Origin of the sequence: Micromonospora echinospora (assembly GCF_014203425.1) — a bacterium.
Classification (GTDB): domain Bacteria; phylum Actinomycetota; class Actinomycetes; order Mycobacteriales; family Micromonosporaceae; genus Micromonospora; species Micromonospora echinospora_A.
In genome coordinates this window covers 2,316,412-2,338,389 of record NZ_JACHJC010000001.1, presented here as the reverse complement: position 1 = coordinate 2,338,389, position 21,978 = coordinate 2,316,412, and the positions used below count along the sequence as shown (strand labels likewise).

16 protein-coding genes are annotated in these 21,978 nt (G+C 73.6%); 7 read left to right on the top strand and 9 right to left on the bottom strand.

The window, feature by feature from the left end:
• The gene (gene hemE / locus FHU28_RS11120; protein ID WP_184683436.1) at positions 1-1,092 is read right to left on the bottom strand and encodes a uroporphyrinogen decarboxylase; all 1,092 of its coding nucleotides are present in this window, start codon (positions 1,090-1,092) and stop codon (positions 1-3) included.
• A 173-nt stretch (positions 1,093-1,265) separates the two neighbouring features.
• On the opposite strand from hemE, the gene FHU28_RS11115 reads away from it, so the two are divergent.
• Entirely contained in the window at positions 1,266-1,835 is a 570-nt protein-coding gene (locus tag FHU28_RS11115) for a DUF3000 domain-containing protein (RefSeq protein WP_184683434.1), read from the top strand.
• Positions 1,836-1,996: 161 nt separating this feature from the next.
• On the opposite strand, the gene FHU28_RS11110 is transcribed toward FHU28_RS11115, so the two are convergent.
• Positions 1,997-2,785, bottom strand: a complete 789-nt coding sequence (locus FHU28_RS11110) for a hypothetical protein (RefSeq protein ID WP_184683432.1) — start codon at positions 2,783-2,785, stop codon at positions 1,997-1,999.
• Positions 2,786-2,877: 92 nt separating this feature from the next.
• Positions 2,878-4,032, bottom strand: a complete 1,155-nt coding sequence (locus FHU28_RS11105) for a S1C family serine protease (RefSeq protein WP_311773695.1) — start codon at positions 4,030-4,032, stop codon at positions 2,878-2,880.
• Between the two features lie 733 nt (positions 4,033-4,765).
• Here FHU28_RS11105 and FHU28_RS11100 point away from each other — a divergent pair.
• From FHU28_RS11100 to FHU28_RS11085, 4 genes are all read left to right on the top strand, one after another.
• Positions 4,766-6,088 (top strand): ribonuclease D, encoded by a 1,323-nt coding sequence (locus tag FHU28_RS11100; RefSeq protein ID WP_184683427.1) that lies wholly within the window; start codon positions 4,766-4,768, stop codon positions 6,086-6,088.
• A 101-nt stretch (positions 6,089-6,189) separates the two neighbouring features.
• Positions 6,190-7,383: a thiolase family protein gene (locus FHU28_RS11095; RefSeq protein WP_184683425.1), complete on the top strand. Its 1,194-nt coding sequence runs from the start codon at positions 6,190-6,192 to the stop codon at positions 7,381-7,383.
• Positions 7,380-9,446, top strand: coding sequence for a 3-hydroxyacyl-CoA dehydrogenase NAD-binding domain-containing protein (locus FHU28_RS11090; protein ID WP_184683424.1), 2,067 nt, complete (start codon positions 7,380-7,382; stop codon positions 9,444-9,446). The genes FHU28_RS11095 and FHU28_RS11090 overlap by 4 nt, the downstream gene beginning before the upstream one ends.
• Before the next feature lie 184 nt (positions 9,447-9,630).
• On the top strand, positions 9,631-10,413 hold the full coding sequence (locus FHU28_RS11085) for a hypothetical protein (RefSeq protein ID WP_184683423.1): 783 nt from the start codon (positions 9,631-9,633) through the stop codon (positions 10,411-10,413).
• Between the two features lie 56 nt (positions 10,414-10,469).
• On the opposite strand, the gene FHU28_RS11080 is transcribed toward FHU28_RS11085, so the two are convergent.
• The 4 genes from FHU28_RS11080 to FHU28_RS11065 all read right to left on the bottom strand — a co-directional run bounded on the left by FHU28_RS11080 (position 10,470) and on the right by FHU28_RS11065 (position 15,680).
• Entirely contained in the window at positions 10,470-10,856 is a 387-nt protein-coding gene (locus tag FHU28_RS11080; RefSeq protein ID WP_184683422.1) for a VOC family protein, read from the bottom strand.
• A gap of 247 nt (positions 10,857-11,103) precedes the next feature.
• Positions 11,104-13,650, bottom strand: coding sequence for a malectin domain-containing carbohydrate-binding protein (locus tag FHU28_RS11075; protein ID WP_184683421.1), 2,547 nt, complete (start codon positions 13,648-13,650; stop codon positions 11,104-11,106).
• Positions 13,651-13,854: 204 nt separating this feature from the next.
• Positions 13,855-15,012, bottom strand: coding sequence for a sensor histidine kinase (locus FHU28_RS11070; RefSeq protein ID WP_184683420.1), 1,158 nt, complete (start codon positions 15,010-15,012; stop codon positions 13,855-13,857).
• 2 nt (positions 15,013-15,014) lie between these two features.
• On the bottom strand, positions 15,015-15,680 hold the full coding sequence (locus tag FHU28_RS11065) for a response regulator transcription factor (protein WP_030503001.1): 666 nt from the start codon (positions 15,678-15,680) through the stop codon (positions 15,015-15,017).
• 469 nt (positions 15,681-16,149) lie between these two features.
• Between FHU28_RS11065 and FHU28_RS11060 the strand changes: the two genes are divergently transcribed.
• Positions 16,150-17,475, top strand: coding sequence for a peptidase C39 family protein (locus FHU28_RS11060; protein ID WP_311773565.1), 1,326 nt, complete (start codon positions 16,150-16,152; stop codon positions 17,473-17,475).
• Here the strand turns inward: FHU28_RS11060 and FHU28_RS11055 are convergent, their stop codons facing one another.
• Together FHU28_RS11055 and FHU28_RS11050 are read right to left on the bottom strand one after the other, a co-directional pair.
• Positions 17,476-18,759 (bottom strand): outer membrane protein assembly factor BamB family protein, encoded by a 1,284-nt coding sequence (locus FHU28_RS11055; protein WP_311773564.1) that lies wholly within the window; start codon positions 18,757-18,759, stop codon positions 17,476-17,478.
• Positions 18,760-18,764: 5 nt separating this feature from the next.
• Positions 18,765-20,003, bottom strand: a complete 1,239-nt coding sequence (locus FHU28_RS11050) for an outer membrane protein assembly factor BamB family protein (RefSeq protein WP_184683416.1) — start codon at positions 20,001-20,003, stop codon at positions 18,765-18,767.
• Positions 20,004-20,096: 93 nt separating this feature from the next.
• Between FHU28_RS11050 and FHU28_RS11045 the strand changes: the two genes are divergently transcribed.
• A complete protein-coding gene (locus FHU28_RS11045) occupies positions 20,097-21,971 on the top strand; it encodes a DUF6311 domain-containing protein (RefSeq protein ID WP_184689434.1) in 1,875 nt (624 codons plus the stop codon).
• Positions 21,972-21,978 lie beyond the last annotated feature (7 nt).

Genomic DNA, 21,978 nt, shown 5'->3' with positions numbered 1-21,978 from the left:
CTAGCGCTCCGGTCGCGCGGTCAGCTCGTGCACCAGCGCGACCACCCGGGTCAGCACCTCGGGGTCGGTCTCCGGCAGCACGCCGTGCCCGAGGTTGAACACGTGGCCGGGAGCGGCCCGGCCCTGCTCGACGATGCGCCGCACCTCGGTCTCCACCACCGGCCAGGGGGCGAGCAGCACTGCCGGATCGAGGTTGCCCTGCACCGCCTTGTCCGGCCCGATCCGGCCGGTGGCGACGTCCAGCGGCGTACGCCAGTCCACGCCCACCACGTCGGCGCCGGCCTCGCCCATCGCGCCGAGCAGCTCACCCGTGCCCACGCCGAAGTGGATCCGCGGCACGCCGGCCTCCGCGAGCCCACCCAGCACGTACGTCGAGTGCGGCAGCACGAAACGGCGGTAGTCGGCCTCGGAGAGCGCGCCCGCCCACGAGTCGAACAGCTGCACCGCCGACACCCCGGCCTCGATCTGCACCTGGAGGAACGCCAGCGTCACCTCGGCCAGCCGGGAGCACAGCGCGTGCCACAGGTCCGGGTCGCCGTACATCAGCGCCTTGGTCTTGGCGTGGGTCCGCGACGGCCCGCCCTCGACCAGGTAGCTGGCGAGCGTGAACGGGGCCCCGGCGAAGCCGATCAGCGGGGTGTCGCCCAGCTCGACGACGAGCTGGCGGACCGCCTCGTCCACGTACGACACCTCGTCGCGGCCGATCGGGGTGATCCGCTCGACGTCGGTCGCGGTACGGATCGGCTCGGCCACCACCGGGCCGGTGCCGGGCACGATGTCCAGGTCGATACCGGCCGCGGCGACCGGCACCACGATGTCGCTGAACAGGATCGCCGCGTCCACGCCGTGCCGGCGCACCGGCTGCAGCGTGATCTCGGTGACCAGGTCCGGCCGGCGGCAGGACTCCAGCATCGGCACGTTCGCCCGGATCTCGCGGTACTCCGGCAGCGACCGGCCGGCCTGGCGCATGAACCAGACCGGGGTGTGCGGGCCCGGCTCGCGCCGGCAGGCGCGCACGAAGGGCGAGTCGGCCGGCCCGCCGCGGCGGGGTTCTCCGTCTCGGGCGGCAGTGCCCGTGGTGTCGGTGGTCATCGCGGCAATCGTGCCACGCCCCCGGTGCGCGCCCGCGCTCACCGTCCGCATTTGTGACGTAGAAGGAAGGGCCCCCGCTTAACGCCTCCGGTAGAGGAAGGGCCCCTTCTTAACCGTCGATCACCCGGCGCGCCGTCGCGCGCCGTACGGTGAGCGCGGCATAGGCTGCCCGCATGGCCCCCCCGATCGCGCTCCCGGAAACGTTCGCTCGCGCGGTCGCAGGGCTCCGGTCGGCGACACCCCGCCCGGAGATCGTGCTGGAGGAGGTCGGGGCGCCCCAGCGGCTGGCCCCGTACGCGTTCGCGCTCTCCGCCGCCGTCCTGCGCGACGACGACGAGGTGGCCACCGGCCGCCTGATCCTGCTGCACGACCCGGCCGGGCACGAGGCGTGGCAGGGCACGCTGCGGCTGGTCACGTACGTCACCGCCGAGCTGGAGGTCGACCTGGCCAGCGACCCGCTGCTGCCCGGCGTCGGCTGGACCTGGCTGACCGACGCGCTGGACGCGCAGGGCGCCGGGCACCGCGCGATCGGCGGCACCGTCACCCAGACGCTCTCCACCCGCTTCGGCGAGCTGGCCGGGCCGCCCGCCGCCGGTGACATCGAGATCCGCGCCTCCTGGACGCCGCTGCGTGCCGACCTGGGCCCGCATCTGCTCGGCTGGTGCACGCTGCTGGCCTCGACGGCCGGCCTGCCGCCGCCCGGCGTCACCGCGCTGCCCCGCCGCTCCGCCGGCGCCGCCTGACCGTCGCCCGTCGGCTCGCGAGGGCCGCGTACCGGCAAACGGGTCGCCTCACGCGCGACGACCGTTGCGCCGGGCCGGGGCGGTTCGCGCTCGGCGTACCCCCGGCATTGATGCGCGAAGGCCGCCCCGCGCGGGCGGGGCGGCCTCACGGCGGACGCCGGTCAGAGGTAGTTCTCGGCCTCGTCGCAGACCTTGTCCAGGCCCTTGTTCGCCGCCTCGAAGGCGGCCCGGTCGCCGCGCGACGCGGCGGCGATGGCGGTGGTCAGCTTGTCCAGGCAGTTCGCGATGACCTTCTTCTGCCGGGCCTGCTCGTCCCGGTCGTTCTTGGTGCCGGTCAGGTCCTGCTGGGTGTCCGACAGCCGCTCCTGCACCGTCTTCAGCTCACCCTTGAGCTTCTCGATCTCCTGCTGATTGGCCGAGATGGTGCCCTCGCGCTGGCTGACCAACTGCTGGGACTTGTCCAGCTCGCCGTCCGTGGAGACGTACAGAAAGGTCATCACGCCGCCGAAGACGAACAGCAACGCGGCGACGAGGCCGAGGACCAGCGGGGCCCACTTACGGCCGCCGCCGGCGGGCGCGCCGCCGACCGGCCCGTATGCGCCGGGCGGCCCGGACATCGGCGGCGGCCCGTAGCCGGGGCCGGACACCGGCGGGGCCGACAGCGGCTGCGGGTAGCCGGGGCCGGAGACCGGCGGTACGGAGACCGGCGGCGCCGACATCGGCGGGGGCACCGGAGCGGCGCCCGGCGCGTAGCCCGACTGTCCCGGCGCGGCGGGCGGGTAACCGGCGTACCCGGGAGCACCGTCGGGCGCGGCGGGCTGGTGCAGGGTCGGCGCGGGCTGGTTCGGGTCGTACTGCTGGGGCGCGGGCCGGCTGCCGTACACGTTGCCGTAGACCGTGCCCCCCGGCGCCGGGGGCGGGTTGTCGCCTCCGGCCGGTGGGTAGGACATGTCGTTCCTCCAGATGAGCTGGTCCCCCGCGGGGTGGCCCGATGGGCCGGGGTCGATGCGACGCAGCCGCCCACACCGGCGTGGGCGACCGGTCAGCAGAGGCGGAACCGGTCGCAGGCGGTCTTGATCGGCACCGCCAGCCCGATGCCCTCGGCGTTGCGGGCCTTGGCCGTGGCGATGCCGACGACCTCCTTGGACCCGTTGATCACCGGGCCACCGGAGTTGCCGGGGTTGATCGGCGCGTCGAACTGGATCACCGGGCCGCCGCCGCGCTCGTCCTCGCGGAACGCGCTGACCACACCCGTGGTGACGCTGTCCTGCAACCCGAGCGGCGCGCCGACCACGATGATCTGCTGACCGGACCGCACCGGGTCGCGGGCCGCGACCAGACCGGCGAACTTGGCGCTGGTCCGCAGCTGCGCCAGGTCCTTGTCCTTGTCGGTGGCGATGATCGTCGCCTCGAACCGCTGGTCCTTGCGCTCCAGGAACACCTTGCGTTCACCGGCGACGAACACCGACTCGACCACGTGGAAGTTCGTCAGCAGCGTGGTACCGCCGCCGGACGGGGCCTTGCCGACGGCGAACGCCGTACCGGTGAACTGCCCGGCCCGCACCCGGAACACGCTCGGCAGCACCGCGCTGGCCACAGCCTCCGGGTTGAAGGCGGCCCCGGCCTGTTTCTCCAGGCTGCCCGCGCGCTGCTCCAGGCCGTCGAGCCGGCTGGCGTCCGCGCCCTGCCCCTCGGCCATCCGCTTGTCGGCGGCGGCGAGCCGGTCGTCGAGCCGGTAGATCTGATATGCCTGCACGCCGCTGACCACCGCCAGCACGGCGGCCAGCGTCAGCGCCACCACCGCGAGCCGGCTGCGCCGGGCCGCGCGCTCCGGCGGACCGAGCGGCGCGCCGAAGCCGGAGACCTGCTGACCCGGGTACGCCGACGGCTGGCCGGGGTACGACGGCGCGGACACCGGCTGGCCCGGGTGGACGGGTGCGGAGACCGGCCGGCCCGGGTACGACGAGCCGGCGCCGGACGGGGCCGACGAGTGCCGGTCCGCGTACGGCGACGAGGGCGGCTGGCCCGGGAACGACTGCGACCCGGCGGGAGCCTGGCCCGGGTAGGCCGGGGCGGACTGGGCCGATGCCGTGCCGTAGGACGACTGACCCGGCTGGGCCGACGGCGTGCCGAAGGACGACTGACCCGGCTGGGCCGGCGCGGCGCCGAACGACGACGGGCCCGGCTGGGCCGGCACCGCGCCGAACGACGGCTGGGACGGCGCGGGCGGGGTCGCGACGCCCGACGACGCCGAGTAGGCGGCCGACGGCGACGCCCCGGCCGCCTCGGCGCGGCCCGGGTAACCGGCGGACGGCTGCGCCGGATAGCTCGCGCCCGACGACGCGGCGGGGTAGCTGGCGCCCGAGGACGCGGGGTAACTCGTGCCCGAGGAGGCGGGGTAGCTGGCGCCCGAGGACGCCGGGTAGCTCGTGCCGGAGGACGCCGGGTAGCTCGCCCCGGACGGTCCCGGGAAGCTCGCGCCCGGCGACGTGGTCGGGTAGCCCGTGCCCGGCGCCGCGTGGCCGGGGGTGCCGGTGCCGCTCCACGCGGGACCACTGCCGCCCGCCGTCGACCCGGACAGTGGAGCCGAACCGCCGGGCGGGTCGAAGCGCGGTGGCAGCGGCCCCGGCCGATCGGCCGTCGGGTCACCGCCCTGCCCCGGCACGCCGTCGCCGGTTCCGTACCCGCCTGTCATGCTCGACCGTCCTCCCCGTCGGCTTCGCCGACGCCCCCAACCGCTGTTGCCCGGCCCCGTGCGCCGCTCGCGGCTCGATGGACCGTACCGGCGGAAACGGGCTTTGTCTCCCCCACTGTCCGACCCTCTCACGGCCCCGCAACCCGGTTCGTTCCGGACACCTGGCGGCCACCGCGCCGACACGCGCCGGACCCGGCTGCGCACACCGGATCGTCCGGCCTACTAGGGTTGTCAGGTGACCGACGAACCACCCCTGCGCCGTCGGACCGCCGAAAGCCGTACCGGAGAGGTCTCCGCCGATCCGACGTCGGCCCTGCCGGAGCCGGCGGGCGCGGGGACCGAGACCGAGCCGGGCGCGGCCGTCCCCCTGACCGCGCCGCGCGAGGGCACGCCCGCCCCGGTGGCCACACCAGCCGAGTTGGACGAGGTCGTGGCCCGCTTCGCGGGCGGCACCGGCCCGGTGGCCCTGGACGCCGAACGCGCCTCCGGCTACCGCTACAGCCAGCGCGCCTACCTGGTGCAGCTGCGCCGCGGCGGCGCCGGCACCGCGCTCATCGACCCGCTGCCGCTGCCCGACCTGTCCACCCTCGACGCGGCGATCGCCGAGACCGAGTGGGTGCTGCACGCGGCCAGCCAGGACCTTGCCTGCCTGGCCGAGCTGGGCCTGCGCCCGCGCCGGCTGTTCGACACCGAACTGGCCGCCCGGCTGGCCGGATTCGAGCGGGTCGGCCTGGCCGCGCTGACCGAACAGCTGCTCGGGTTCAGCCTGGAGAAGCACCACTCCGCCGCGGACTGGTCCAACCGGCCGCTGCCGGAGTCCTGGCTGACGTACGCGGCCCTGGACGTCGAACTGCTGGTGGACCTGCGCGACGCGCTGGACGAGGAGCTGGAGCGGCAGGGCAAGTCCGGCTGGGCCGCGGAGGAGTTCGACGCGCTCGTGCGCAACGGCGCCCGCCCGCCGCGGGTGCGCGCCGAGCCGTGGCGGCGCACCTCCGGCATCCACCGGGTACGCGGCGCCCGCGCCCAGGCCCGGGTGCGTTCCCTCTGGTACGCGCGGGATCAGATCGCCGCCCGCCGGGACGCCGCGCCGGGCCGGGTGCTGCCCGACTCGGCCATCGTGGCCGCCGCCGAGCTGGACCCGAAGGACGAGAAGACGCTGCTCACGCTCCCCGGTTTCGGTGGGCGCTCGGTGCGCCGGCTGGCGCGTACCTGGCTGGCGGCGCTCGACGACGCGCGCCAGTTGCCGGACGACGCGCTGCCGGTGAGCCCGACGGTGGAGGGGCCACCGCCGCCGCACCGCTGGGCCGAGCGCGATCCGGTGGCGGCGGGTCGGCTGACCCGGTCCCGGGAGGTGGTGGTCGGCACCGCCGGAGCGCACCGGCTGCCGGCGGAGAACCTGATCACGCCGGACTCGATCCGCCGGCTGGCGTGGCAGCCACCTGCGGAGATCACCGACGACACCGTGGCGGAGGCGCTGCGTGCCTTCGGCGCCCGCGAGTGGCAGATCGGGCTTCTGCTGCCCGCTCTTACCGAGGCGCTGCGGACCCCCCAGCAGTAACGTCGGTGGCAGGTGTGAGGTGGGCCACGCGAGGGGTGGTGCCACGTTTGGTTACTGGCGAGTAGCATCCGGGGAAATGCCCGTGCCGAGGGAGGCTCCAAGTGCCCCGTGAAGTCCGGGATGTCGTCTTCGTCGACGGCGTCCGTACCCCGTTCGGCAAGGCGGGTGGGATGTACGCCAACACCCGCGCCGACGATCTGGTGATCCGCTGCATCCGCGAGCTGATGCGCCGCAACCCGCAACTGCCGCCGGAGAAGGTGGAGGAGGTGGCGATCGCCGCCACCACCCAGATCGGTGACCAGGGCCTGACCATCGGCCGTACCGCCGCCCTGCTGGCCGGCCTGCCCAAGACCGTGCCCGGCTTCGCCATCGACCGGATGTGCGCCGGCGCGATGACCGCCGTCACCACGGTGGCCAGCGGCATCGCCATGGGCGCGTACGACGTGGCAATCGCCGGCGGCGTCGAGCACATGGGCCGCCACCCGATGGGCGAGGGCGTCGACCCCAACCCGCGCATCGTCGCGGAGAAGCTCGTCGACCCGTCCGCCCTGGTGATGGGCTCCACCGCGGAGAACCTGCACGACCGCGTCCCGCACATCACCAAGGAGCGCACCGACGCGTTCGCGCTGGCGTCGCAGCAGAAGACCGCCAAGGCGTACGCCAACGGCAAGCTCCAGGGCGACCTGGTGCCGGTGGCGACCCGCGACCCGGAGACGGGCTGGGGCCTGGCCACCGTGGACGAGGCGCCCCGCGACACCTCCATGGAGAAGCTGGCCGGCCTGAAGACCCCGTTCCGGCCGCACGGCAAGGTCACCGCTGGCAACGCGGCCGGTCTGAACGACGGCGCCACCGCCGCGCTGCTGGTGGCCGAGGAGACCGCCCGTGAGCTGGGCCTGCCGGTCGGCATGCGCCTGGTGTCGTTCGGCTTCGTCGGCGTCGAGCCCGAGGTGATGGGCATCGGCCCGATCCCGTCGACCGAGAAGGCGCTGCGCATCGCCGGCCTGAGCATCGACGACATCGGCCTGTTCGAGCTGAACGAGGCGTTCGCGGTGCAGGTGCTCGCCTTCCTGGACCACTTCGGCATCGCCGACGACGACCCGCGGGTCAACCCGTGGGGCGGCGCGATCGCCATCGGTCACCCGCTCGCGTCCTCCGGCGTCCGGCTGATGACCCAGCTCGCCCGCCACTTCGCCGAGCACCCCGAGGTCCGCTACGGCCTCACCGCCATGTGCATCGGCATCGGCATGGGCGGCACCGTGATCTGGGAGAACCCGCACTGGGAGGGCAACAAGTGAGCGCGCTCGCCGCACCGAACGAGGTCGTCACCAAGGCGCTGCTGCGCCAGGTGGCGGTACCCGGGCTGGACCGGCCCGCCGCCCTCATCACGCTGGACAACGGCTTCGACCACACCAAGCCGAACAGCTTCGGCCCGGGCGGTCTGACCAGCCTGGACGAGGCGATCACCGCCGCGCTCGCGGCGGAGCCGGCGTTCATCGCGGTCACCGGCAAGCCGTACATCTTCTGCGTGGGCGCGGACATCACCAGCCTGCCCGCGCTGGAGAACCGGGAGCAGGCGCTGGAGATCGGGCGGCTCGGCCACCGGGTCTTCGCCCGGCTCAAGGACAGCGCCGTCCCCACGTTCGCGTTCGTCAACGGCGCGGCGATGGGCGGCGGCCTGGAGCTGGCGCTGCACTGCCACTACCGGACGCTGTCGGCGGGCGCGGCGGCCCTGGCGCTGCCCGAGGTCTCGCTCGGCCTGATCCCCGGCTGGGGCGGTACGCAGCTGCTGCCGAACCTGATCGGCATCCCGGCCGCCACCCAGGTGATCATTCAGAACCCGCTGATGCAGAACAAGATGCTCAAGCCGAAGCAGGCTGCCGAGATGGGCATCGCGGACGTGCTGCTGGAGCCGGCCGACTTCCTGGAGCGGTCGCTGGAGTGGGCCGCCGGCGTGGTCCGGGGTGAGGTCACAGTGACCCGTCCCGAGGTCGACAAGGACATGTGGGCGGGCGTGCTCTACTTCGCCCGGCAGACCCTGGACCAGCGGCTGCACGGCGCGGTTCCGTCCGCGTACAAGGCGCTGGATCTGCTGGAGACGGCGAAGGACGCCGACTTCGCCACCGGCACCGCGGCGGAGGACGAGGCCCTCGCGGACCTGGTCTTCTCCGAGGAGCTGCGCAGCGGCCTGTACGCGTTCGACCTGGTGCAGCGGCGGGCCAAGCGCCCGGCCGGCGCGCCGGACAAGGGCCTGGCCCGGCCGGTCACCAAGGTGGGCATCGTCGGCGCCGGCCTGATGGCCAGCCAGCTCGCGCTGCTGTTCGCCCGGCGGCTCCAGGTGCCGGTCGTGATGACCGACCTGGACCAGTCCCGGGTGGACAAGGGCGTCGGCTACGTGCACACCCAGATCGAGAAGGCCGTCAGCAAGGGCCGGATGGACAAGGGCACCGCCGCCAAGCTGTACGGCCTGGTCAGCGGCTCGGTCGACAAGTCCGTCTTCGCCGACGCCGACTTCGTCATCGAGGCCGTGTTCGAGGACCTGGGCGTCAAGAAGCAGGTCTGGGCCGAGCTGGAGAAGATCGTCAAGCCGGAGACGGTGCTCGCCACCAACACCAGCTCGCTGTCCATCACCGAGATGGCCGCCGAGCTGGAGCACCCGGAGCGGGTGGTCGGCTTCCACTTCTTCAACCCGGTCGCCGTGCTGCCGCTGCTGGAGATCGTCCGCGGCGAGCGGACCGACGACGCCACGCTCGCCACCGCGTTCGCTGTCGGCAAGCAGCTGAAGAAGTCGTCGGTACTGGTGAAGGACGCCCCGGCGTTCGTGGTGAACCGGCTGCTGACCCGCTTCCTCGGCACCGTGTTCGCGGCCGTCGACCAGGGCACCCCGCTGGACGTGGCGAACAGCGCGTTGGACCCGCTGGGCCTGCCGATGCGTCCGCTGGCGCTGCTGCAGCTCGTCGGGCCGGCCGTGGCGTACCACGTCGGCGGCACCCTGCACGAGGCGTTCCCGGACCGGTTCGGGGTCAGCGAGAACCTCAAGCGGATCGCCGACTCGGGCCAGCCGATCGTCGTCGACGACCAGATCAACGACGAGGTGGCGAAGCTGCTGGTGGTCGGCGACGAGCCGCTCACCGGCGAGCAGGTCCGGCAGAACGCGCTGGACGCGCTCGCGCAGGAGATCCGGCTCATGCTCGACGAGGGCGTCGTCGCCGAGGCGCAGGACATCGACCTGTGCATGATCCTCGGCGCCGGCTGGCCGTTCCACCTGGGCGGCGTGACGCCGTACCTGGACCGGACCGGCACCTCCGAGCGGGTGACCGGCAAGCGGTTCCTGCCGCGCGGCGTGGCCAGCCTGCGCTGACCGATTCCGCATCGATCGCGGTGGTCGGGCTGTCCGAGACGGACGGCCCGGCCACCGCGATCGGCGTTCGCGGGGCAGGTCACGGGTCGGTCGCGGTTTCGCCGCCCCGCCCTTCGCCGGACAGCGGCATGTCGGTGCTCCTGGCTACGATCACGCGTCCAGTTTTCACACAGGAGCTGCCTACATGTCCCAGCCGCCGTCCAGTCCCTACCCCGGCAACTACCCTCCTCCCCAGCACCAGCCGGGCGGCTTCCAGCCGCCCCAGCAGCCGCAGTACGGCGGTGGCTACCCGCAGGCTCCGCAGCAGCCGCAGTACGGCGCTGACTACCCGCAGGCCCCGCAGCAGCCCCAGTACGGCAACCAGTTCGGCGCCCCGGTCCCGCCGAAGAAGTCCGGTGTCGGCAAGATCCTGCTGATCGTCCTCGCGGTGGTCCTGGTGCTCTGCGTCGGTGGCGGCATCGTCACGTGGATCGCCACCAAGGACACCGTCGGCGAGGTGGTCACCGCCACCAAGACCCGGGTGGTCGAGCCGCAGACGCTCGGCGGCCGGTCGAAGGTCACCGACCCGCAGCTGCAGAGCGCCGCGACGCAGATGAAGGTCTCGCTCAGCAAGGACGTGCCGGAAGCGACGAGCACGGCCGGAGCCTTCTACGGCGACCCGGCGAAGAAGGACCTGGTCATGATCGTCGCTGTGTCCGGCGTCCTGGCCGACCCGAAGAAGGAACTGGACGACGCCACCGCCGCGGTCACCCCCGACCTGGGCACCAAGGACTTCAAGACGGTCGACCCCGGTCCGCTGGGCGGCGACGCCAAGTGCTCCGACGGCAAGGCCTCGGGTGAGCAGGTGGCCGTCTGCATCTGGGCCGACCGGGGCAGCCTCGGCATGGTGGTCGTCTACTTCAAGTCCGCGGCCGAGCTCCAGAAGGAGTTCGTCTCCATGCGCGGCGAGATCGAGAAGCAGGGCTGACACCGCTACGCACCGGGCCCCCGCCGTCGCGGCGGGGGCCCGGTGTCGTTTCCGGATCAGGCGGACGCGGCCCGTTCGGCCCAGCTGCGGCAGACGCAGAACTCGTTGCCCTCGGGGTCGGCCAGCACCACCCAGCCGCTCCCGTCCGGCCGGCGCCGGTCGGCCACCAGCGTGGCGCCGAGGTCACGCAGCCGCGCCACCTCCTCGTCCCGGGTGCCCTCGGCCGCGTGCAGGTCGATGTGGAACGCGCCCTTGCCGTGCCGCTCGCCCACCCGGACGAACAGCAGGTCGGGGCCGTCGCCGGCGGGCGCGACGAGGACCGCCTCCGGGTCGTCCGGGTGGTCGTCGTCGGCGAGCCGGCGGTCGAGCACGCGGGCCCACCATCCGGCAAGGGTGTACGGGTCGTCGGACTCGACTGTCACACAATGGAACTGTGCACTCATCGGTGCTTCCTCCTGTGGGGAGCGCGCCCCGGCGGAGTCAGAACGTCAGCGGGGAACGCGGGGCGCGGGACGGTTCATGAAAGACATCGACCACACCCCCTTTCCACTTCATCGGGCTGACCGGTTGATCATTCCACCGCCCTCCGGCGCGCACAACCCCGCTCATGCAAGGAAGGGCCCCTTGTTAACAGCGAGGTGTTAACAAGGGGCCCTTCCTCTACCTGAGGCGTTAAGAAGGGGCCCTTCCTTACGGGCCGACGAACACGGCCCTCGCGCGCCAGTCGACGCCGTCGACCGCCGGGCCGCTGCGCACGGTGAACGTCGCGGCCGGCACGCCGTTCACCCAGTCGGTGGCGGCCAGGTCACCGGTGTTGCGGTTGACCTTGTAGAGCGTGCTGCCGGAGACGAAGACCGCGCCCGCGTCGGCGAACCCGCTCGCCCCGGCCACCGTGAACCGATCGGCGCCGACCACGCCGCTGTCCGGGGTGAACCAGCGCCAGAACAGACCGTTCTGCCCGTTGAGCGTGTAGTAGAGCCGCCCGCCGGAGAAGAACATGCCGGTCACGTTCGGGATCTCGGCGTAGAAGCCGGTGGTCGCGCCGACGTACGTCTGCCCGGTCGGACCGGAGTTGGTGATCACGTTGTCCCAGTACGGGTCGTGGTACGGGTCCACCAGTTCCGGCGCGCCGAACGTGGTGCCGTTGAACGTGCGCCGCCACAGCGCGCCGTCGGCGCCGTAGAACACCGTCCCGCCGACCCAGAACGCGCTGCGCGCGCCCGCCCAGACGGTGCCGTTCGGGTCGGTCACCGGGTCGGGTGCGCCGACCGCGTTCTGCCCGTCGTACGAGCGCACCTGCACCGGCGAGCTGGCCGGAGCGGGCGGGGGCCCGGTCTTGACGATTTCGACCGCGTTGACCAGCGGGTTCTCCCGCACGTGGCGGAACTCCAGGTCGATCGAGCCGTCGCTGACCACCGTGAGCTCCCGCATGGTGCCCACGTTGTGCCCGGCGGCGGCGGACAGGTCGAGGTCGTCGAGGACGACAGCGCCCTCCAGCGCCACGTCGAAGATCCGCGTGCCGGCGTTGGCGGTGCCCGCGTACCGGTTGGCCATGTACAGCCGCACGTGCACCTCGGTGCCGTTGGGCACCGGGAACTGCCAGGTCATCTCCGCGCCGCCGGACGGGTCGTACCGCTCGTCGTTGTAGAGCTGGACCGGGGTGCCGACCGGCACCGTCGAGTCCAGGCTCGCGGCGGTGGTGTAGCTGGAAGCGCTGCTGCCGGTGTTGCGGTACGGGCTGGGGCTGGAGTTGGAGTCGGCCGCCCAGTCCGGCCCGCCGTCGGTGGAGGCGACGGACGAGCCGCCGGCGTTCACCCGGTACAGCACGTTCGTCGGCTGCGGCAGGCCCGCCTGGTAGACGTTGCCGGGCAGCGTGGCCGTGGTGGTGGGGTGCACCGCCGTCCCGCCGGCCAGCGGGAAGAACGCGATCCGCTCGCGGCGGTACTGGAAGTTGCCGATCCACAGCGTGTCGCCGCCGATCCAGAGCCCGGTCGGCGTGACGAGCATCTCGGAGGCGCCGATGCCGCGCGGGTGGCGGCCGGGGTTCCAGGACAGCGGCAGGCCGTTGGCCGGGTCGAGCGCGGCGATGCTGGCCCGGCCGACCGCGCCGGCCCGGGCGTTGTCGGTGCCGGTGGTGTTGTTGAGCCAGCGGAGGTGGCCGCCGACGTAGACCGCCTCCTCGCTGATGCCGACGGACAGGAACGTGTCGCCGCCGCTGTAGTCGACCCAGGTCGGCTGGAGGTTGGCGCCGGTCGCGCCGGCCTCCCAGCGGGCCGCGGTGTCGCAGAGCGTTCCGCTGTACGGGGCGCCGGTGGTCACCACGACGAAGTAGCTGTTGTCCGGGGAGAACGCGACGTCACGGACGTACGAGTCGAACGACTGCCACTTGCAGCGCGGCGTGTAGCGGGCCGTGTTCCAGTCCGCGACGGTAGCGGCGGTGGCACCCAGGTCGATCTTGACGATCTGGTCGTGTAGCACCCCGTCGGCCTTCTTGAAGTTGCCGATGACGACGAGCTGCGTGCCATCCGGGGAGACGGCGAGCTTCTCCGCGCCGACGCCGGCCTTGGCGCCGCTGACGCCGTCCCAGTTGTGGTTCTCGGTCAGCGTGGTGGTGAGGTAGCTGTCCACCGCGCCGGTGGTGGCGTTGAGCGAGGCCAGCCCGCCGCGGGGGTTGGGGTTGCCGGCCGTGGTGAAGATGCCGCCGACCAGCAGCCGGTTGCCGACCAGCGCGATGTCCTTGATGAGCCCGTTGAACGCGGGCGGCGCGAAGCTGGTGACGACCGCCCCGGTGTTGACGTCGAGCAGGGCCACCTTGCGCCGGGTCACGCCGTTGACGGTGTTGAACTTGCCGGCGACGAAGACCGTGTTCGCCGTGGGCCCGGCCGTGACCGCGGTCACCTCGTTGTCGAGCGTGGGCGCGAACGCGGTGTCCACCGCGCCGGTGGCCTTGTCGAACGCGAGCAGGTAGTCGCGGGCGATGTCGACGTCGGAGTTGCGGTTCTGCACGCGGGTGAAGGAGCCGCCCGCGATGATCTTCGTACCGGCGTCGTGGATCGCGTCGACCGAGCCGTCCTGGACGTCGGGCGAGGCGGTGGACGGGACGGTGTGGACCACTTTGTCGTGGCCGGGCGCGGCGGCGGCCGCGGGCGTGGCCGGAGAGAGGCCGACGACGGTGAGGGCGCCGGCGGTGAGGACCGCGAGAAGACGGCGGCGGCGCGGGGCCGAGAGGTGGGTCACGGGCAGCTCCGGTGGGTGAGCAGGGTGAGGCGTCGCTGCGCTTACTCTCCGTTGATCACCGCCTGGGGTCCAGCGTGAGCGGCGCATTCTGCCCGGTCACCGGGCCGTCGGGACCGACCACCGCCGGGTCCGGCCAGGACAGCCGAGGCCGTCCGCACGAAAAGATGAGGTCGTCTCACCGGCCGGACGGGTCGGGATGGGCGGTCAGGTGGCCGCGGGCGGGTCGGCCGACGGAAGCGTGACGGTCACCTCCAGGCCGCCGCCGGGCTGGGCGACCGCCTTCACCGTGCCGCCGTGCGCGTCGCAGACGGCCCGCACGATCGACAGGCCGAGCCCGGAGCCGCGAGCACCGGTGCGTTCCTGGCCGCCGCGCCGGAACGGCTCGAACAACCCGGGTACGTCGGCCGGGGCGACCTCGAAGCCGGTGTTCCCCACCACCAGCCAGGACCGCTGCCCGTCGGTGCCGGTGCGCACCCAGATCCGCCCGTGCAGGTGGTTGTAGCGGACCGCGTTCTCCACCAGGTTGCCGGCCAGCCGGTCGAGCAGCCCCGGGTCACCGACCACCGGCGCCGGACGCAGCGACGTGTGCACCTTCAGGCCGATCCGCTCGACCTCCCGGGACACCGCGGAGAGCGCGTTGGCGGTGCCGACGGCGAGATCCGACTCCGCGCGCCGGGCCAGCCGCCGGCCGCTCTGGGCCTCGCTGCGGGCCAGCACCAGCAGCGCGTCGACCAGGCCGTTGGCCCGCTCCGAGGCGTCCCGTACCACCGCGGCCATGCGGCGGTACTCGGCGAGGTCGGCGTCGTCGTCGCTCAGCGTCACGTCGATTTCGGTACGCATCACCGCGAGCGGCGTGCGCAGCTCGTGCGAGGCGTTCGCGACGAACCGTTTCTGCGCCTCGAACGCGCCGCTGATCCGGTCCAGCATCGCGTCGAACGTCTCGGCCAGCTCGGCCACCTCGTCGTCGGCGCCGGACCAGCCGATCCGCTCGTCGAGCGTGGCCTCGCCGAGCCGGCGCGCGGTGGCGGTCACCTGGTGCAGCGGGCGCAGCGCCCGGCCGGCCACCAGGTACGCCCCGGCCACCCCGACCACGCTGATCGCCACGAGCGCGAGCAGTCCCTTGACCAGCAGTTCCTGTGACGCCGCGTCGACCAGTTGCCGCTGCCACTGTCCGGCGTCGAGGGTGCGGCCGTCGGTGAGCACCACTGTGGTGCCGGGCAGCAGTTCGTCGGTGGGGCGCAGCGCGTCGCGGACCAGCAGCCAGGCCAGCAGCACCAGGATCGCCCCGGCTCCGACCAGCAGGACGCCGTTGAGCAGGGTCAGCCGCAGCCGCAGCGTCGGCCGCACCCGCCGGGTGCCCACGCTCACTGCGTGCGGCCGATCCGGTAGCCCGCCCCGACCACCGTGTCGATGAGCGGCGGATCGCCCAGCTTCTTGCGCAGCGTCATCACGGTGACCCGGACGATCGTGGTGAACGGGTCGGTGTTGGCGTCCCAGACCCGTTCCAGCAGCTCCTCGCTGGACACCACCGCGCCGCGTGCCTTTAGTAGTTCGGCGAGCACGCCGAACTCCTTGTTGGTGAGATCGAGCGGCACTCCACCACGGCTGACCACCCGCCGGGCCGGATCGAGCACCAGGTCGGCCACCTCCAGCACCGGAGGCGCGGCCGGGGTGGCCCGGCGGCCCAGCGCCTGCACCCGCGCCACCAGCTCGTCGAACGCGAACGGCTTCGCCAGGTAGTCGTCGGCGCCGAGCTGCAGACCCTCCACCCGGTCGGCGACGGTGCCGCTCGCGGTGAGCATCAGCACCCGGGTCAGCGCGCCGGAGGCGGCCAGGTCGGCGCAGATCCGGTCGCCGTGCACGCCCGGCAGGTCGCGGTCAAGGATCACCACGTCGTACCGGGTGACGAACGCCGCCTCGTGGCCTGCGTCGCCGTCGTAGGCGACGTCCACCGCCATCCCGCGCTTGCGCAGCCCACGCGCGATCGCGTCGGCGAGGTTGCGCTCGTCCTCCACCACCAGTACCCGCATCCCGGCCCTCCCGCCTCGTGACCTCTGCCAACCTAGTGCCGCCGGCCAAGGGGTGTCGCTGGAGGAGCGGCGCCCGGCGGCGCGGGCCGGCTGATCCACCCGCCGTCCGCCGGGTCTCCCTGCCCACTTCGACCAAGTCTCGTGACGCTCCGTCACATCAGCACCGATGCAGCGCTGTGTCACGCACTGTTACTGGCGCATGCTCTTCCAAACGAAACGACTGCCGAGCTATAAGTCCTTGACCTGCAGAGACATCAAATCGGTCGCCGGGGCCGCCGATGTCCTTCCGTCGACTTTGCTCTGCAGCCAGATACGCAGACGTTGCCGCGAGTCACCGATGCGTCGGTGGCTGCAGAGCAAAGTCGCCAAGGGGTAGACCCTGCGAGCTTGCGTCACAGTTACCTTCGGTGACAGCGCGACCCGTCAGGCGAACCGTCGGGTCGACGCACCCCCGCCGCGGCTGCCGTCGGTGGCAACCAGCCGGCGCGGCGCCCAGGTCCGCCTGCACCCGCCGCCGTTGCACAAAACCTTCGGGTACGCGATGCTCGGCGGCAATGATCGACAACCGCACGGTCCCGGGACCCGGTCCACGCCGGGCGGCATCCTGATGCCCGGCCGCGACATCGCGTACCGCCGGTTCCGATTCCCGGCGGACCGGGACGTGGGCCGCGCCGACGGGCTCGCCGCCGGGCCGGACGGGCTGGCGCTCGACGGCGCGCCCGGCAGCCTGACACACACCGACCCGCACTCCGGGACCACCGCCGAGTACGCCGTCGGGAGCTGGACGTCCCCGGTGACGCCGCTCGGCTTCGCCGCCGCCGAGCTGGTGCCCTCCTGGACCGCGCACACCCCGCCCGGCTGCTGGCTGCGTGTGCAGCTACGCGGCTGGGCCGGCGACGCGGCTTCCACCGGCTGGTACGAGCTGGGCATCTGGGCCGCCGACGACAGCGCGGTGCACCGGGCGTCCGTACCCGGGCAGGAGGACGACCGGGCGCGGGTGGCCGCCGACACGCTGCGGGTGACCGGCGCGACGGTGACCGGCTGGCAGGTGCGGGTGACGCTGCTGCGCCGCCTCGACGTGGCGGACGGTCCGGTGCTGCGCACGGTCGGCGTGGTCGCCTCCACCGACCCGCCCTCATCCCCGGCCGACGCCGGCGTGGGTTCAGCCCTGCCGGGCGGGCCGCGAGGGCGGGTGCTGGACGTGCCGCGCTACACGCAGCGGCTGCACGCCACCGGGGAGACGCGCTGGGGCGGTGGCGGTGACTCCTGGTGCAGTCCCACCTGCGTGTCGATGGTGCTCGACTTCTGGGGCGCGGGACCCACCCCGGACCGGTACGCCTGGGTGACGCCGCCCGGCCCGCGCCCGCGCGTGGTGCACGCCGCCCGGCACTGCTACGACCACGCGTACGCGGGGGCGGGCAACTGGCCGTTCAACACCGCGTACGCGGCGACGCACGGGGTGGACGCGTTCGTCACCCGGCTGCGCTCGCTGGCCGAGGCGGAACTGTTCGTGGCCGCCGGCATCCCGCTGATCGTCTCGGCCGCGTTCACCGCCGGGCAGGTGCCGGGGCTGGACTACGACACACGGGGGCACCTCATCGTGCTGGCCGGCTTCACCGCCGACGGCGACCCGGTACTCAACGATCCGTACGCGCCGGACGACGAGCGGGTCCGCCGCACCGTGCCGCGCGCGCCGTTCGAGCACGCCTGGCAGGCGGGCAGCGGCGGCATCGCGTACGTGCTGCGTCCGGAGTCGACGCCGATGCCGCCGCCACCGCCGCAGGCCAACTGGTGATCAGCGGCCGACCGGCCAGATCGCCATGCCGCCGGTCGGGCGCAGGCACACCAGCTGCGTACCCGTGTCCGCGCACTCGGACCAGGCGCCGGGCAGGATCCCCCGGATCCGCACCTGCCCGGCCGCCACGTCCAGCGCGCCGACGAGCGTCCGGTTCCCGGTGAGCGTGCGCAGCCCGAGCAGCGACCCGGACGGGAGGTCGTTGCCGGAGACGCGCCAGCGACCGAGCCGGGCCAGCACGCGGCCGGTCGGCGGGTCCAGCGCCGACAGTTCCAGCTCCTCCCCGACCCCGCGCTCGGCGGCGATCAGCCGGTCGCCGACCGGTCCCATCCCGAGCCACCGCTCGTCGGTCCAGGCCGGGCGGCCGGTGGCCGGGTCGAGGGCCTGCGCGCCGCCCACCTGGTTGCGCAGGCACACCATCCCGGCGCAGTCGGCGAACCAGAGTCCGGCGCGGGAGCCGACCGGCAGACTCCACCGCTCGTCGAGCCGGTCCAGCCCGTACCCGGTGACCGAGCCCCGGGCGTCCTCGACGAGCAGGAGATCGGCCACGACCTGGGCGTACCGGTAGGCGGCACGGCCGGCCGCGGGCGCCACCCGGCCGGTGTGCGCGACCGTGCCGGAGTCCGCGTCGTATACGGTCACCCGGCCCTGCGGGGTGACCAGCACGAGCTGTGTCACGCCGTGGTCGTCGCGCCGGTACCCCACCTCCTGGCCCGGTACGGGCAGCGTCCATCGCACCGCGCCGGAGCCCGGGTCCACGGCCCGTACGGTGCCCGCGCCGGGCGGGCGGGGGTTCTCCAGCAGCAGGCCGCCGGAGGCGGTCGGGACCGGGTAGCCGGGATGCCGCCAGCGCAGCGTGCCGGTCGCCGGGTCGAGCATCGCCGACACCGAGTCGCCGTCCCCGGCCGGGCTGCTCGTCACCAGCAGTCCCCCGGCCACGGCGGTGAGGCCGAGCACGTGGTCGCCGTCGGTCAGCGCGAACCGCCACGCCGGGTCCCCGCCGGGCAGCCGGTACGCGGCGACCACCCGCCCGCCCCGGCCGATCGCGCCCGGGCCGTCGGCCACCACCACCCGGTCGGGCAGGACCACGAACGCCGCGCCCTGCGGGGCGGGCAACCGGATCGGTTCGGGCCGGCGGGCCGGCCCGGCGGCAGCTGTCACGACGAGCAGCACCAGTACGCCGAGCAGCGCCACCCGGGCCGTCGGGCCGGGCGGCCGGCGGGGCGGCGCGGGGGCCGGCTCGTCGGCGGACTCTCCGTGCCGCATCTCGCCCAGTTCGATCACCGGGCTCACGGCAGCCGCCGCACCAGGAAGTCACCTGTGGGCCTGCGGCAGACCAGCAGCGTCACGCTGGTCGTGCAGTCGGTGCCGGTGATCACTCCCCTGATCGAGGGCGGATCGCCGGACAGGTTCATCTCGGCCAGGAGTTGCCGACCGCCGCCCAGCGGCCGGGTGGCCAGCGGCGGGCCGCCGGACTCGTGCTGCGGGGCCAGGGTCCAGTCGCCCAGCTCGGCGATCAGATGCCCGTCGGTCTGGCCGAGCACCGCCAGGCCGCCGGCGCCGGCGGTGTCGCCGACGAGCAGCCGGTCGCCGCGCACCGCCACGACGCCCGCCCACCGGTCCACGCTCCAGCGCACGGCGCCGGTCGCCGGGTCGAGCGCTGTCATCCCGCCGTCCGGGCGGACGGCGCAGAGCAAGGCGCCGCAGTTGTCGACGTAGTCGACGAGCTTCTGCTCGACGGTCCAGCGCGGTCGCAGCGTGTCCAGGTCGTACGCCTCGACGGTCCCGCCGGCGTCGCGGATCTCCAGCAGCAGCCCGGCCACGGTCAGCACGTGGCGCGGGGCGGACGGTCGCACCGGGTGCAGGTCCCGGGCCGCGACCCGCGCGCCGGTGCGCGCGTCCACGACCACCGTCTGCCCGGTCACCGGGGACAACACCATGCGTTCCGCTCCGGAGCCGTAGTCGAGCCCCAGCATGCCCGTCGAGGGCATCGTCCACATCGTACTTCCGTCGGCCGGGTCGACCCGGGTGATCGACGGGCTGGGGTCGGATGCGGCGGACTGCGACAGCAGCACCCGGCCGACCGCGAACGCGACGCCGCGCCGGCGCCAGGCGTCCGCGCCGGTCGCCGCGTCGTACGTCACCGTCTCCCAGTCGGTGTCGTCGCCGGTCGGGCCGGTCACCATCACCCGGCCGTCCTGCTGCCACACCGACACGGCGGTGCCGGCTCCGGGCAGCGGACTGCGCCACAGTTCCCGTTCTCCGCGGTACGCGACGAGTTCCCGCCCGTCACCGCGGTTCGGCCGCACCACGTACACCACGTCGCCGGAGACGAACACGGCCGAGCCCAGGCCGCCGGGCAGCGTCCACTCCGCCGGGCGGCGCGGCGGCGCGGCGGCGGTGAGCGTGAGCAGCGCCAGCAGCAGGAGCGCCAGGGTGCGGGCCGGCCGGCCGACGCTGCGCGGCGGGCGGGGGGTCGCCGGGGGCGGAGCGTCGTGGCGCAACTCCCCCAGATCGATGACGGTCACGACCATCCTCTCCCGCGCGCCGGGCCGCCGTCCGGCCGTGACAGGCATTGCCACAATCCGCCTGTACGATGGCGCGTCGTGGCCGTGCCCGTGGTGGACCCCTCGTTGAACCCCTCGTCCGTCGAGGCGGACGCCGTCGTGGCCGATCCGCCGCGCCGTGCCCGTCGCCGGCCGGCCCGCGCCGATCTGCTGGCCATCGGAGCCTATGTGCTGCTCGGCGTTCTCGTCTGCCTCAACTACTGGGGCGACGTGGAGCACCGGGTCTCCTCGCACCTGCCCACCGACCACAGCTGGTTCGAGTGGCTGTTCGCGCACGGCGCGTACTCGGTGCAGCACCTGGAGAACCCGCTGTTCACCACCCGGCAGAACGCGCCGGACGGGGTGAACATGATGGCGAACACCTCGCTGCTCGGGGTGACGCTGCCGCTGGCGCCGCTCACCCTGCTGCTCGGCCCGCAGGTGATGTACGCGCTCTACCTGGGCGCGGCGCTGTCCGCGACCGCCGCCACGTCGTACTGGGTGCTGTCGCGGCACCTGGTCCGGTCGCGGGCCGCCGCGTTCGCCGGTGGCGCGTTCCTCGGTTTCGCGCCGGGCATCGTCCATCACGCCAACGGACAGCCCAACTTCGTGTCGAACTTCCTGCTGCCGCTGATCGTGGCGCGGGTGCTGCGGCTGGGCGAGCCGGGGCGGTGGCGGCGCAACGGGCTGGCGCTCGGGCTGCTGGTGGCGTACCAGGTCTTCATCAACGAGGAGATGCTGCTGCTCACCGCGCTGGCCTGCCTGGTCGTCGTGGTGGCGTACGTGGTGCAGCGGCCGCGCGCGGCCCGTGAGCGGGCCGGGTCGTTCCTGGCCGCGCTCGGCCTCGGCGGCGGGCTGGCGCTGCTGCTGACCGCGTACCCGATCTGGTTCCAGTTCAACGGGCCGCAGTCGTACCGGGGGTTGCAGGGCGGCGTCTTCCACAATTGGGGCGAGGACCTGGTGGCCTTCGTCACGTTCGCGCGGGACACGATCGCCGGTGACGAGGCGGTGGAGAAGACCATCGGGCTGACCGAGCAGAACACCTGGTTCGGCTGGCCGCTGGTGCTGGTGGCGCTGGGCGCGCTGGTGCTGCTGGTCCGCCGGTCGGTTGCGGCCCGGATCCTGGCCGTGCTGGTGGTCGTCTTCACGATCGCCTCGATCGGCCCGGTGGTGCGGTTCAACGGCGCGGAGACCGACGTCGACGGTCCGTGGGCGTACATCCCGGACGACCTGCCGCTGGTCGAGATGATGATGCCGACCCGGTTGAGCCTGATCGTGGTGGCCGCCGTGGGTGTGCTGCTCGCCCTGGCGTGGGACACGCTGGCCGGCGCCGGCCGTCCGCCGGTGCCCGCCCCCCGCGCCGCCGCCGACGACACCGGCCGTGCCGACGAGGCGGACGCGCGCCCGGACCGCGCCGCGTCCCGCCGCCGGGTGCTTCGGCTGGCCGGGTACGCCGCGATCGTGGCCGCCCTGGTGCCGCTGATCCCGCGCCCGCTGCCGGCGCAGGACATCGACCCGCCGCCGCGTTTCATCACCGCCGGTGGCTGGCGGCCGTACGTGCCGGAGGGCCGCACGCTGGTGCCGGTGCCGATCCCGAGCAACGTGCACGGGCTGCACACGCTGCGCTGGAGCGCGCTGACCGGGCACGAGTTCCCGATCCCGGGTGGCTACTTCATCGGCCCGAACGAGCGCGGCGAGGGCGTCTTCGGCGCGCCGAACCGCCCCACCAGCACGCTCATCTACTCCACGATGGACAAGAACGTGGTGCCGGAGATCACCGAGGAGAACCGCCGCCAGGCCGTGGACGACCTGCGCTTCTGGCGGGCGTCGGTGGTGGTGCTCGGGTCCGGGCCGCGCGAGGCGGTGCTGCGCGACCTGATGGCCGAGCTGCTCGGCCCGCCGCAGCGGGTGGACGACGTGTGGCTCTGGGACGTGCGCGACCGGGTCTGAGGCGGCA